The following is a 14270-nucleotide window of genomic DNA, read 5'->3' as shown; positions in this document are numbered from 1 at the left end:
AATACCGCATCTGCACATTCGGCATCGTCATGAAGCTCAAGGATCGGAAAGCGTCTATGAACATACTCGACTATCTGGAAACCGAATTCGCCACCTTCGACGAGAAACCATTCGGCGAAGTGGACGCGCTCGTTCTCTCGGAAATCTGCATGGCCCGCTTCGATGACATCGCGCCGAGCCTCAAAGAGAAGAGCCTGTTCGCCGATATAGGCACGATTGTGGAAAACCTGTTCTCGCCGAGCGGCCGGGGCGTGACGTTCCGCGATGCGCTGCGAGCCGAATTCTTCGACCGCATGTTCATCGGCCTCGTGCCGAAGCGAACGAAGGATCTGCTTATCGCTCTTGCCGCCAGCCCTCGTTTCCGCGATATCGTCATTCGCGACTACCTGAGCCTCTTCGACACCGAACGCCAAACGCAGTTCGCCGCAATGGCGTTCGTGCACAAAAAGGAATTCGCATTCCTTGGTTTTCGCGGCACCGACAGCTCGTTTACCGGTTGGAAGGAAGATTTCAACATGGCGTTCACCTGCCCGGTTCCTGCACAAGACCAGGCTGTCCGCTACGTTGAATCGGCATCGGGGGGCCTGCCGAAGCGCCTGATGCTCGGAGGCCACTCGAAAGGGGGCAACCTCGCCGTCTACGCCGCCATCAACGCCGATCCGAAAGTGCAGGCCCGCATAGAGCGCGTGTACGATTTCGACGGACCGGGATTCAAGCCATCGGTTTTCACCGGCGAGGAATACGCGAAGCTGAAAGACCGCATCGTCAAGATCGTTCCCGTCGATTCGATCGTGGGCATGCTCATGGAATCGCATGAGAACTACCGCGTCGTCGCAAGCGATGCGAAGGGGATCAACGCCCATAGCGGATTCACCTGGCAGCTAAACGGCGATCGATTCGCGTTCGTCGACAGCATCTCCGACAGCGCCCGCTTCACTGATCAGGTGATAACCGAATGGCTCGGATCGTTTTCCGATGAAGAGCTCGCCGTCATCGTCGATGCGATGTTCGAGGCCATCGCCGCATCGGGCGCGGAAAACGCCACCGATATCCTGAGCGGCGGCGCGAAAACCGTGCAGCTTCTCATGGATGCGAACAAGAACACCGGCGAACCCGCCCGCACGATCCTTACCGAAGCCATCAAGCGGCTCTCGGAGATCGTTCTTCGCCGCTTCGGTCGCGACGTGACGGTCATGCTCGGCGGAAAGGGGAAATAACCATGGCTTCGGGCGACGTAAAAGGCTTCATCGAAATAGCAGCCGACGAAACGCGCCGTCATCCTGCCCGCCTTCTGGGCATGGGACTGTTTTGGGCATGGCTTCAGGTTGTATTCGCCGCGCCCGCGCTCGCCCCTGCCTCGATGCTGCAGCTCCCCTTTCCCTCGCAGCATCAGGTTTGGACAATCTCCCTTCTGATCACCATCGTCACGTTCGCGATTGCGCTCGCCTTGAAGAAAAGCTCGCTTCCGATAGCGCAGTCGGCAACGCTGTGGGCATGCCATCTGCTTATGGCCGCCGGCACGGCCTGTCTCGCCTACTCCTCCGAAGCAACCGATCCGCTACCCTTCGCCTTCTGCGGAGCCGTGTTTACGGGAATCGGAAGCGGGTTGGCGTTTCTCGTATGGGGCGATCACCTCTCGCATCTTGAGCCTCGTCGCGTTTTGTTCGACATGGCTATCTATTCGTTTATGACCGCGGTATTCTTCAGCATCGTCATGGCCCTGCCCATTCTGCTGGCCCAAATTGCCGCGGTCGTTATGCCGCTTGGCGCAGGGCTTCTGCTCAAACACGCTCAAACGGCTTACGTCCCGAACATCGACGAGCACCGCAAGCCCGACAATGCATCTTCGCCAAAAGGGTCGAGCCTGATCAGCCTCGCTGTACTCGTTGGTCTGGTCTACGGCATCATGCGAGGCGTCAGCCTCTCGTTCACTGCAAGCTCGGTTGAAATAGTCACCGTTGCCACCGTCGTCGGCATCGCACTGGCGGGAGTGCTCCTTGTAATCACAACGGTGTTCTTCAAGAAGGGAAGCGAGCTCTACCTCGTCTGCCAAATATCGTTTCCGCTTCTTACCCTGGGATTCCTGCTCCTTCCGCAATTCCTTGGCGATCTGCCGCTCCCCATCGTCGTTTTCACCATCGGACATAGCTATTTCTATTTTCTTCTGTGGGTCTTCTGCGTCGACCAGGCACGAGCCTCGACCAAGAAGCCGTACATCATCGTCGCCATTGGCCTGCTGTCGTTTCTCGGAAGCTCGCTTATCGGATCGATCGCAAGCGATGCCATGGCCCTTTTGGGTTCGGAAGCATCGCAGGCGATATCCATCGTCTCACTCGTGGTCGTGTACCTGTTCGTCGTCGCGTTCGCATTCCTGTTCGGCAAAAGCCGCAAAACGAATCAAGCCGATCAGAACGCAAACCTCGAACAAGAATTCAGAACATGCAGCGACTTGGTCGCTTCGGAGGGCGGCCTCTCGCCCCGCGAAACGGAGATCTTCTACTTGCTTGCCGTCGGCAAAGACCGCGCCGACATCCGCGAAGCGTTCAGCATTTCGAACGACACGGTGAAATCGCACACACGGCGCATCTACGCCAAACTCGACATCCATTCCAAGAAGGAAGCGACCGCGCTCGTTGAAGCCAGAATCGAACGCGAACGTCGGGGCATGTAGCCACCGTCCGACCCCCACGCATCGCACCTTCGACTCGGCTCACGGCAACCCGATAGAGGTTTCTCTTGCAAGCATGTAGCCCACGAGGGGTTACACCGAACTTATCGCATTTCACCCCCCTCGGGCGCTTACTGCAATCGCACCGTGCTCCTATGCTTCGAAACAGCGGAGGCAATCGCTTCCGAGGGAGAGAACATAGGAGGAAAACATGGAAGAGAAAACACTTTCCCGTCGCTNAGACCGCGCGGGATGCCCGCCCGCCGAAAGCGCCCCATCCGGCACCGGGTCAAGCGGCGGCTCGGGGGCAGCGGAATCGACCGGCGCCCACGCGTGGCTCCAACCCGCACCCGCCCTGCCCGACATCTCATCTGAAGAAACCTACGATGTTGTGGTGATCGGCGCAGGCATCGCCGGCTGCACCGCCGCGCAAGCCGCTGCCGAAGCGGGAGCGAGTGTGCTTGTAGTCGAAAAGTTCGAAGGCATCACGGCTCATGGCACCGACATCGGGGCCGTCGGCTCTTCCCTTCAAAAGGAGGAAGGCGTCGACATCGACAAAGCGCTTGCCACACGCCTGATCTACCAATGGGGCCAATCCGAAGCGAACTACTTCCTCATCAAGCAGTTCGTCGAACGCAGCGGCGAAATCATGGATTATTACATCGACATGGCGAACGAACTCGGATACGAAGTCATCCTCAACAGCGAGATGACGGCCCGTTCCGACTGGGATACGCTCGACGATCGCTTCAAGCAGTTCCGTACCGCCCACAAGTTCATGCTTCCCGAAGGAAGCTCGCTTCCCGAGCAGCCCTGGAACGTCGGATACTTCATCAGCATGGTTGCCGACAACGCGCAGGCAAACGGCGCCGTTTTCGAATTCGAGACCACAGCCGAGCAGCTCATCAAGGAAAACGGGACGGTAACCGCCGTCGTGGTGAGCAATGCCGATGGGTATAAGAAGATCAATGCGACGAAGGGCGTCATCCTCGCAACGGGAGGCATCACCGACAACGACGAGATGAAGGAGTGCTTCTGCCCGATGGCGCTGCGCGCCGACAAATCCGACTACTTCCCCGTCGGCGGCAACATGGGCGATGGCATTACGATGGGCAAATGGATCGGCGCGGCCCTTTCGCCCTGCTATCCGGCACCCATCATCCATCCCGTCAACCTTGCGGTCATGGGACCGGGCTTCGATACCTGCTGGCTCACGGTCAACCGCGACGGCATGCGCTACTGCTGCGAAGTCGGATTCGAGCCCATCGTCACCAATGCCCGCATGAATACGCCCGGAAGCGTCGCATGGGCGATCTGGGATTCCCATTTCGTCGAGCACGCCCAGAAGCAGGAGCCTATCAAGTCGGCATCGTTCATCGACGGCCTGGAAGAAAAAGTCGAACAGGCGGTTGCGGATGGAGCGTTCTTCAAGGGCGAGACGCTGCAGGAGCTTGCCGACGCCATCGGCGTGCCTTACGATGCGCTGCAAAAAACCGTCGATCGCTACAATTCGTTCTGCGAAACCGGCGAGGACATCGACTTCGGCGTACCCGAGCGCTTCCTCAGCTCGGTGAAGGACGGTCCGTTCTACGCGAGCAACGTCTCCGCATGGCTGCTCGCCCTGCCCTACGGCCTCCGCGTCGATCAGAACTCGCAGGTGCTCGATGAGGAAGACACGCCCATCGGCGGGCTTTTCGCCATCGGCAACGTGCAGGGCGATTTCTTCGCCAACTCCTACCCGGTCACGCTGCCGGGCACAAGCCACGGACGCGGCATGACCTACGGGCGCCTTGTCGGACAGGCTCTCGCGAAGGGAACGACGATCGACGGGTACGCAGTCGGATTCGAGGACTAGCTTCCTTACGCACGCAATGCATGAGTCTGCGGGCAGCACGGCATCGATATGCTGCCCGCAGCTTGGAATCCTCCGCTAACCCCGGCCTCGATTCCCTTTCGGGCCGATCAAAACGACAGGAACGCCCCGGCCAATTCGGCATCCAACCCCGCATCGCTACACCACATACAGCAGCGCGTACAACCCCAGCAGCATCGCAAGCATAACGGCGTTGGCTACCCCGAATACGAGCGCAAATCTTCCGATGCGCGCACCATCGACGTGAAGGTAAATGCGCAGCGAAATGAGACTCGCAAGCGAAGCGATGGGCGTGCCCAAACCTCCAAGATCCACGCCGATGAGCAGGCTCTGCCAGTTTTCCGTAAACCCCGACAGCAGAACGGCAGCGGGCACGTTGCTGATAACCTGACTCGCCGCAACCGACGTCAGCAGCGGATGGGATCCCATGAGCGACTCGAGCAGATCGCGCACCGCTTCGATGCGCCCCATGTTGCCGGCAAACACGAAGAAGCAAACGAACGTCAGCAAGAGCCCGTAATCAACCTGCTTGAATATCGGTCGGTCGATCAGGACGAGCGCGCACACGACTACCGCAAGCAACGCGAGCGGCTCGATCACGCGAAGCACCGCAAGCAGCGAAAGCGCAAACAGCGCACCGTGGACGATGGCACGCCGGCGATCAATGCCCGATCGCTTAAGCGGAAGGGCAACATCTGCCGCCCCCCTGCCCCAGGCAACCGATGCCGCACCCAGGACAACCAGTGAAAGCGCCGCGAACGGAAGCAGCGCCCGCAGAAAATCGCCCAGCGAAATCGAAAAGTACGTATAGAGAAACAGGTTTTGCGGATTGCCGATCGGCGTTACCATGCCGCCGAGATTCGCCGCGATCGTCTGAAGCACGATCACCCACGCGAGATGCCGCTCTTGCCCGGCATGGGTCAGCACGAGAACCGCAAACGGCACGAACGCGATCAGAGCGACGTCGTTGGTAACGAGCATCGAAACGAAAAACGGGAGCATGACGAGCGTAAGCATGACGACGCGCATAGGTCGCTTGCCCTCAAGAAGCTTCTGCGCAAGCGCCGCGAACAAGCCGGCGCGTTTCAATCCTGCAACAGCCGCCATCAGGCAGAAGAGCATTATGAGCACTCGCGTATCAATGTAGGATGCATATTCGGCATCAGGCGGAACGAACGCCGCCGAAGCAAGCGCGCATACAGCGGCGATGCACAGCACCGCCTCGGAGCGGAAGAACGAGATCAGCCTATCAAGCACGGGTGGCCCTTTCGCAAAAAAGAACTGACGCCCTCGACCTCATTTCATGCCCACCCCTCTTTCGTCAACCGATTCCATGCAGCAATTCACGCGAAGAAGAATACACTAAAACACATATGCGACCGCAGCAAGAACGCCTGCTCGAAAACTCGCATATCCGCGAAACAACGCCAAATGTTTCACGTGAAACATTTGTTCGTGTTTCATGGCGAGCAAAGGGGCCCGCCATGCGAGCCCCTCGTTTCACAATCCGGAATGCGAGATTCCGCCTTTAGTCGATGAAGTAGCCGACGCCGCCTTCGAAAAGCGGCTGGTACAGATCGCCGGGAACGTTCTTGTACAGTCCGTTGCCGCTGCGCTCGGTGTGTCCCATCTTGCCGAAGATGCGGCCATCGGGACTCGTGATGCCCTCGATCGCGAGCATCGACCCGTTGGGGTTCACCGAAAGGTCCATCGACGGCACGCCATCTGCATCGACGTACTGCGTGGCTATCTGCCCCGCCGCCTTCATCTGCTTGACAAGCTCGGGCGATGCAACGAAACGGCCTTCGCCGTGACTGATGGCAACGGTGTGCACATCGCCCACCTTGCAGCGCGAAAGCCACGGCGACAGGCTCGATGCGACCCGCGTGCGCACGAGGCGGCTCTGGTGCCGCCCGATCGAGTTGTACGTGAGCGTCGGGCAGGTTTCGTCCATCGGGCGGATGTCGCCGAAGGGCACCAGGCCCAGCTTTACGAGCGCCTGGAACCCGTTGCAAATGCCGAGCATGAGACCGTCGCGATTCTGCAACAGATCGCGCACCGCCTCGGTCACCGCAGGTGCGCGGAAGAACGCGGTGATGAACTTCGCGGAACCATCGGGCTCGTCGCCGCCCGAAAAGCCCCCGGGCAACATGATGATCTGGCTGTTCTTGATAGCCTTCACCAGCGCTTCGGTGCTTTCTGCAACGCGGTCGGGTGTGAGGTTGTTCACCACGAGAACATCGGCCACCGCCCCCGCGCGCTCGAACGCGCGCACAGTATCGTATTCGCAGTTGGTGCCGGGGAACACGGGGATGATGACGCGCGGCTTCGCGATCGCGCCGTTGTACGTAAGAGGAACCGCATCGACGCAGCTCACCGTCTCGACTGCCTCGCCCGAACCGCGATACGGGAATACGGGCTCCATCTTGCCTTCCCACGCTTCCTGCAATTCGGCCAGGTCGATCGTCTCGCCCGCCGCCGAAAACGCGTAGTCGGCGCTCGTTTCGCCCATCGCCACGATGGTCGTAAGCTCGGTCGATGCAGGCGCCTCGGCACCCTCGGCAAGCTCGACGACGAACGTCCCGTAAGCGGGGCAGAAGAGGCTTTCGGCCTTCACGCCCTCGTCAACCGCAATGCCGATGCCGTTGCCAACGCACATCTTGAACAACGCTTCCGCAGCGCACCCGTACCCGAGCGTCGAAACGGCCGCCGCACCACCTTCGCCGATCAGCTTTTCCACCAGCGTCAGCGTTTCGCACATGCTTTCCGCTTCGGGAATGAGGTTGGCATAGCGCGGCTTGACTGCGATCACCCGCGCACCTGCCCGCTTGAACTCGGCCGAAGTCACGCGATCGACCGAGCCCACTGCCGTTGCGAAGCTCACGAGCGTGGGGGGCACATCAAGGCTCTCGAAGCTGCCTGACATGGAATCCTTGCCGCCGATGGCACCGATGCCCAGATCGACCTGAGCCATAAGCGCACCGAGCACGGCCGCTGCGGGCTTGCCCCACCGCTTGTCCTCATCGCGCAAGCGCTCGAAGTACTCCTGCAAAGTCAGATAGGCGTCTTCATGCTTGAATCCAGCGGCCACCAGCTTCGCAACGCTCTCGACCACCGCCAGATACGCGCCCGTAAACTGATTCGCCTCGCTGATATACGGGTTGAAGCCCCACGCCATGCCGCTGCACGTGGTCGTTTCGCCGTCGACGGGAAGCTTGGCGACCATCGCCATGTTCGGCGTCAGCTGGTGCTTGCCGCCGAACGGCATGAGCACCGTAGCAGCCCCGATGGTGGAATCGAACCGCTCGGAAAGGCCCTTGTTCGATGCCACGTTCAAATCGGTCACAAGCGAATGCATGCGCTCGGAAAGCGTATCGCCCTCCCATGCGCGCTCATAAGCGCCGCCTTGCGCAATATGCACGTCCTGATGCTTGGGCGCACCGTTGGAGGCAAGGAAATCGCGGCTCACATCCACGATGGTTTCGCCGTTCCAATTCATCCGAACGCGCGCTTCCTCTGTCACCGTAGCGATCGGAGTCGCCTCGAGATTCTCCTCGTGAGCAAGTGCGATAAACGCATCCGCATCTTCGGCGGCAAGCGCCACGGCCATGCGCTCCTGGCTCTCGGAAATGGCGAGCTCGGTGCCGTCGAGGCCGTCGTACTTCTTGGGAACCTGGTTCAAGTCGATGCTCAGACCGTCGGCCAGCTCGCCGACCGCAACCGATACGCCGCCCGCCCCGAAGTCGTTGCAGCGCTTGATCAAGCGGCAGGCATCACCGCGACGGAACAAACGCTGGATCTTGCGCTCGACAGGCGCGTTTCCCTTCTGCACTTCGGCACCGCAGCTCTCAAGGCTTCCCAGCGTATGCGCCTTGGAAGACCCTGTCGCTCCCCCGATGCCGTCGCGGCCCGTGCGACCGCCCAGAAGCACGATCACATCGCCGGGTGCCGGCGTCTCGCGACGCACATGGTCAGCCGGCGTCGCCCCCACCACCGCACCGATCTCCATGCGCTTGGCCGCGTAGCCCGGATGGTACAGTTCGTTCACCTGACCCGTTGCGAGGCCGATCTGGTTGCCGTAAGAAGAATACCCCGCCGCAGCCGTGGTCACGAGCTTGCGCTGCGGCAGCTTGCCGGGAAGCGTTTCTGACACGGGCACGAGCGGATCGGCCGCGCCGGTTACGCGCATGGCCTGATAGACGTAGCTGCGGCCCGAAAGCGGATCGCGAATGGCTCCGCCCACGCACGTAGCAGCACCCCCGAACGGCTCGATTTCGGTGGGATGGTTGTGCGTTTCGTTCTTGAACAGATAGAGCCACTCCTGCTCTTCGCCATCCACATCGCACGTGATCTTCACCGTACATGCATTGATCTCTTCCGATTCGTCCAAATCGGTGAGAATGCCCTTCGCCTTGAGGTAGCGCGCGCCGATAGTGCCCATATCCATAAGGCAGATGGGCTTCTCGTCGCGACCGAGCTCGTGGCGCATGGCAAGATACTTCTCGAACGCCGCCCGCACCGCTTCGTCATCGATGGTGTGCACGTTGAGCTCGGTGCCGAACGTCGTGTGGCGGCAATGATCCGACCAGTAAGTATCGATCATCTTGATTTCGGTGATCGTGGGGTTTCGGCCCTCTTCGGCGAAATACTGCTGGCAGAACACTATATCGGCAAGGTCCATCGCAAGGCCGCGCTCGGCGATGAAAGACGCAAGGCCCGCTTCGTCAAGCCCGAGGAAGCCATCCACCGTCTCGACCATCGCAGGAACCGGCTGAGCCATATGCAGCGTCTCGCGCATCTCAAGCGATGCCTCGCGCGCCTCGATAGGGTTGATGACGTAGCGCTTGATGGCCTCTACGTCCGCCTCGGTCAAATCGCCTGCAAGCATGTACACCTTGGCGCTGCGCACCTCGGGACGCTCGCCCTGGCTGATGAGTTGAATGCATTCGCTTGCCGAATCGGCACGCTGGTCGAACTGCCCGGGAAGGTACTCGACCGCGAAGACGACCGCTCCATCCGCATCGGGCATCTCGGTCGCAGCGATATCCGACTGAGGCTCGCTGAACACGGTGGGGACGCACTGGGCGAACAGCTCGTCTGAAATGCCTTCGACGTCGTAGCGGTTTACCAGCCGAAGGCCCGCAAGCCCGTCGATGCCCAGAATGCTGTGCAGTTCCGAACAGAGTTGCTGGGCCTCAACGTCGAAACCGGGTTTCTTCTCCACGTAGACACGAGAAACCATGAATGAGCTCCTACCTTCCTCGTCATGCATACCGATGTGAATGCACGTCCAGGTTCGGCCTGCTCGGATGGCTGCTCCGCTGACCCTCTCGCCCGAACGCGTTTCTGCCAGGGCGGTCTGCTATTTCGCCGAATCCTTAGCTTCGCTGCCCTTCTTGATTTTGCCGATGATGCTGTTGCCCTCGGTCGAATCGGCATTCGCCGCATCGCCCGACGTCTTGGCGGGAGCCTTCTCGGCCTTCTTCTCCTCTTTAGCGGATTCCGCCTTCGACAACCGGAACCCGCTGCCGAACAAACTGCGCTTCTTCGGAGCTTCGACGGCGGGCGTTTCGTCCTTGGACTTTTCAGCCTTCGCCTGAGCTGCAGCCTTCGCCTGCTTTTCGGCGGCGCGGACCTCTTTGGTCTTCTTGGACTCCATCTCTTCCTGATAGGCGCGACGAACCTTTCGGATCTTCGAGAAGTCCACGTACAGTGCGGCGATGATCAGCACGTATGCCATTCCGAGGGCGACGAAGCTCACCATCTCGTTGTTCGGGAACAGCGAACGGGCGAACCACGAGAACGCCGTCATGGCGATGGCGGCAACCAGCAGGATCCACCACAGGCGGCGAAGCTTCTTGTATTCCTGCGTCGGAGGATTGTAGTACTTGCGATCAACCTGCGACTGCTTCTGGCGAGCGGCTTTCTGCTCGGCCTTTTTCTGCTGCTTCGTCTTCGTCGTGCTCTGAACGTGCACCGTCGAAGCGGCTTTGGTCTTCGGCTTCATCTTCGCCGCGCTCTTACGCGTCTGGCCCTTACGGTCGTCAGTCGTGTAGCGATCGTTCATCGGGTTTCTTTGACTCATTGCAGTAAAACTCCCTCGTTGTGCTCTTGCTCGCATCCGCCGCCCGTGCGCTCAGCGCACCGAACGACATCGCGGCGGTATCTACTTCTCGAACGTACGCCCGGTAATGCGCTCATACGCCTGGATGTACTTCTCGCTCGTCTTCTCGATGACATCCTGCGGAAGGCGGGGCGGATTGCCCGTACGATCCCAGTTGTCGTTGAGCCAATTGCGGACGAACTGCTTATCGAAGCTCGGCTGCTCTTGTCCTTCCGCGTAGGTGTCAACGGCCCAGAAACGCGACGAATCGGGGGTGAGCACCTCGTCGCCGAGGATGATCTTGCCGTCTACGCGCCCGAACTCGAACTTCGTATCGGCGATGATGATTCCCTGGGCGGCCGCATGGTCGCGAGCCGTGGAATACACCTTGATCGACAGGTCGCGCAGCGCCGCAGCCGCCTCGTCGCCGATGAGCTCAGCCGTGCGCTCGAAGCTGATGTTCTCGTCGTGATCGCCGATCTCGGCCTTGGTCGAAGGCGTGAAGATGGGGGTTTCGAGCTTGGAAGAATTCACAAGGCCCTGCGGAAGCTCTATGCCGCACACCGTGCCCTCACGCTCGTACTCCTTCAGGCCGCTGCCCGCAAGATAACCGCGCACGATGCATTCCACCGGGAACATATCGGCCTTCTTCACCAGCATGAACCGCCCACGCAGATAGTCTTCATAGGGCTTGAACTGCTCGGGCAGATCTTTGACGTCAGCGGAAATCAGATGGTTTTCGATCACGCCGTCAAGCAGCTCGAACCAGAAGCACGAAAGCTGCGTGAGCACCTGCCCTTTGTAGGGAATCTCATCCTCGAGAATGTAATCGAACGCCGAGATTCGATCCGACGCGACGAGCAGCAGCTTGTCGCCGAGATCGTACAGGTCGCGCACTTTTCCCTGCGCATCGGGCTTGATGTCGATTCCGGACATGTCGCTTGATCTTCCTTCCTAAAGGCTCCGTTTGATACCGGGTATGCGTTTGCAATCCACCATAATTGGACACGATAGCATGATGGGTTACTTCTTCGGGCGCGACTTCGACTTTTCTTTGTTTTTGGCTCGGTTTTTCACCCTGTTTTCATCATAGAGCGGGATGTAGATCGTGAACGTTGCCCCCTCGTTGGGCTTGCCCTCGACGTGCACCCAACCGCCGTGACGATCCACGATTTCCTTCACAACCGCAAGCCCCACTCCGAGGCCGCCGCTTTCGCGGTTGCGACCCGCATCGGCGCGCCAGAACCGCGAGAACACCATCTTCGCCTCTTCGGGCGAAAGGCCGATGCCGGTGTCCTTGACCGCAATCGAGGCCATGATATCGCCTTTTTTGACGTTAACCGTGATGTGTCCGCCTTCGGGAGTATAGCGCACGGCATTGGATATGAGGTTGGCGGTTGCCTGCCTGATCATATCCGCGTCGCCGTATACGTACACACCCGGCTGAGCATGGAATTCCATCGAAAGGCCCGAATCGTTGACGAAAGCGTCATGCGTGGAAACGATGCCCGCTATAAGCGATCCCACGTCAACGACCTCCTCCTTCATGGGCGTCGAACGGTTTTCGAGCCGCGAAAGCTTCAGCAGGGCATCCACGAGACGGCTCAAGCGCTGCACTTCCGAATTCACCGTTTCAAGGCGTTCGGTATCGGCTTCGAACACGCCGTCGACCATTGCCTCGACCGTCGATTGGATGGCCATGAGCGGCGTGCGCAGTTCGTGGGCAACGTCGGTCGTGAGGCGGCGCTCGAGCTCGCGGTCTTTCTCGACCGACTCGGCCATCTCGTCGAACGTTTCGCCAAGGCGGGATATCTCATCGTCGCCGTGCATTTCGGTGCGGGCCGACATATCCCCCTCTTTGATGGCCTTCGCCGTTTTCGTCATGCGGTTGATCGGCCGCACCAGATTGCGCGCGAACAGAAAGCCGATGCACAGAGCAAGGATGATTGCGATAGCTGCGGCGAAGAACATCGCCTGATACGATTTTTCGCGGAACTCGACATCTTGGGGAAGCAGCAGGGTGTTCGAACCGTACACCCACACCGATACCGATCCGATCTTTTCGTTGTCGACTTTGATCGGTACTTCGACGTAGTTGTCGGACGGTTTGAGCGATTGCTTCAGTATATTCGTCTTCGCATCGGCGCCTTGGTCTGCTTGACCGGAGGCCTGCTCGCCGGAAGCAGCGTCGGTCGCATCGCCTTGCGGAGTACCTCCGGCAGCCTGATCGTCTGCGGGGACATCGCCTGACTGGGCGTCGGAATCGACGCCGGTGGGCACCTGCGCTTGTCCATCGGAATTGCCGCCCTCGTCGCTTGAGGTATCTATAAGCGTGCTATCCCATATCGTTTGATGGTTGACCGTATCGTACACGACGATACCGACGCCCTTCGAATTCTCGTACACGTATCGAGCCGACGAGGTTACCTCGTTGTTCACGCTCCCATCGGGATCGTAGTAACCGCCGTGCTCGGCGTACTGCCTGGCGACCCCGCTCGCGATGCTGCTCGCGGTGTTCTTCAGATTGGCTTCGGTGTAAGCCTGGAAATGCTGCTCCCACACGAACGAGAGCACGCCAATCGCCACGAGCGCCGTCATGGCGGCGATCGCGGCGAACGACACCGTCAGGCGGGTCGTGTACGTCAGGTTCGACCAAAAGCGGGGGCGGGTCGCGCCGCCGTCAGGATCGGCGGCTATATTATCTCTTTTGACCACCGAGTACGTGCTTACTGGCCGGCTTTAGTGGGATCTTCGAAGCGGTAGCCCACGCCGTGCACCGTATGCAGCCACTTGGGGTTGCGCGGGTTGTCGCCGATCTTGGCGCGCAGGTTCTTCACATGCGAGTCGATCGTGCGCTCGTAGCCCTCGAAATCGTAGCCGAGCACCTTTTCCACAAGCTCCATGCGCGAATACACGCGACCCGGATAGCGGGACAGCGTAGTGAGCAATTTGAACTCGCTGGCGGTCAGATCGATTTCTTCGCCGTTGACAAGCACTTTGTGGCCCGACACGTCGATCGTCAACTCGCCGAACTCGAGCACTTCGCGCTGAGGTTCGGAATCGGCATGCACGCGGCGCAGCAGCGCGCGGGAGCGCGCAACAAGTTCGCGGGGGCTGAACGGCTTGACAAGGTAGTCGTCGGCGCCGAGCTCAAGGCCGATGATGCGATCTTCGACCTCGCCCTTGGCGGTCAGCATGATGATCGGCACATCGGAGTTGTCGCGGATGGCGCGACATACGCGCTCACCCGGGACACGGGGAAGCATCAGGTCAAGGATGACCAGATCGAAATGGTGCTTCGAAAACTCTTCCAAGGCCTCTTGGCCGTCTCCGACAGCTGTGACCCAGTAGTTCTCACGCTCGAGGTAAGCCGTCACCGCATCGCGGATAGCCTTCTCGTCCTCGACCAATAAAATACGTCGCGTTTCGTTGCTCATGGATATCTCCTCAAGCTCATCGGTTCAGTCATTTCCGCTGGTAATCCGCACGAAGTACGTAGGCGGGACCGTGTTTGCGTTTATTGTAGCAATTGATGCGTTTTCGCCTCTAAGCCGTATGGTAAATGACACAATAAACGTGCAAAGTAACGCAAACGTTGTACGGGGGCATTTGCCGAGTTCAAGCGC

General features: G+C 59.7%; 9 protein-coding genes. 3 read left to right on the top strand and 6 right to left on the bottom strand.

Going from position 1 to position 14270, the window contains the following annotated elements; translation table 11 throughout:
* Window positions 1-56 precede the first annotated feature (56 nt).
* From C1719_RS01040 to C1719_RS01030, 3 genes are all read left to right on the top strand, one after another.
* The gene (locus C1719_RS01040; RefSeq protein ID WP_102373408.1) at window positions 57-1217 is read left to right on the top strand and encodes an Mbeg1-like protein; all 1161 of its coding nucleotides are present in this window, start codon (window positions 57-59) and stop codon (window positions 1215-1217) included.
* Window positions 1218-1219: 2 nt separating this feature from the next.
* Window positions 1220-2671 carry a helix-turn-helix domain-containing protein gene (locus C1719_RS01035; protein WP_102373407.1) on the top strand — a complete coding sequence of 484 codons (1452 nt, stop codon included), beginning with the start codon at window positions 1220-1222 and terminating at the stop codon, window positions 2669-2671.
* Between the two features lie 208 nt (window positions 2672-2879).
* On the top strand, window positions 2880-4523 hold the full coding sequence (locus tag C1719_RS01030; RefSeq protein ID WP_102373406.1) for an FAD-dependent oxidoreductase: 1644 nt from the start codon (window positions 2880-2882) through the stop codon (window positions 4521-4523).
* Between the two features lie 156 nt (window positions 4524-4679).
* Here C1719_RS01030 and C1719_RS01025 read toward each other — a convergent pair whose 3' ends face one another.
* The 6 genes from C1719_RS01025 to C1719_RS01000 form a co-directional block, all read right to left on the bottom strand.
* A complete protein-coding gene (locus tag C1719_RS01025) occupies window positions 4680-5798 on the bottom strand; it encodes an SLC13 family permease (RefSeq protein WP_102373405.1) in 1119 nt (372 codons plus the stop codon).
* A gap of 271 nt (window positions 5799-6069) precedes the next feature.
* Window positions 6070-9783: a phosphoribosylformylglycinamidine synthase gene (locus C1719_RS01020; protein ID WP_102373404.1), complete on the bottom strand. Its 3714-nt coding sequence runs from the start codon at window positions 9781-9783 to the stop codon at window positions 6070-6072.
* A gap of 120 nt (window positions 9784-9903) precedes the next feature.
* Window positions 9904-10608, bottom strand: a complete 705-nt coding sequence (locus tag C1719_RS01015; RefSeq protein ID WP_245874230.1) for a hypothetical protein — start codon at window positions 10606-10608, stop codon at window positions 9904-9906.
* Between the two features lie 99 nt (window positions 10609-10707).
* On the bottom strand, window positions 10708-11580 hold the full coding sequence (locus tag C1719_RS01010) for a phosphoribosylaminoimidazolesuccinocarboxamide synthase (protein ID WP_102373402.1): 873 nt from the start codon (window positions 11578-11580) through the stop codon (window positions 10708-10710).
* 87 nt (window positions 11581-11667) lie between these two features.
* On the bottom strand, window positions 11668-13242 hold the full coding sequence (locus C1719_RS15935) for a HAMP domain-containing sensor histidine kinase (protein ID WP_425439798.1): 1575 nt from the start codon (window positions 13240-13242) through the stop codon (window positions 11668-11670).
* A 128-nt stretch (window positions 13243-13370) separates the two neighbouring features.
* Complete coding sequence (locus C1719_RS01000; RefSeq protein WP_102373401.1) at window positions 13371-14081, bottom strand: response regulator transcription factor; 711 nt, start codon at window positions 14079-14081, stop codon at window positions 13371-13373.
* Between the last annotated feature and the right edge of the window lie 189 nt (window positions 14082-14270).

Source organism: Raoultibacter massiliensis (genome assembly GCF_900199545.1).
GTDB lineage: Bacteria > Actinomycetota > Coriobacteriia > Coriobacteriales > Eggerthellaceae > Raoultibacter > Raoultibacter massiliensis.
Note: the sequence above shows the minus strand (reverse complement) of the source record. Positions and strands in the feature narration are given on the sequence as shown.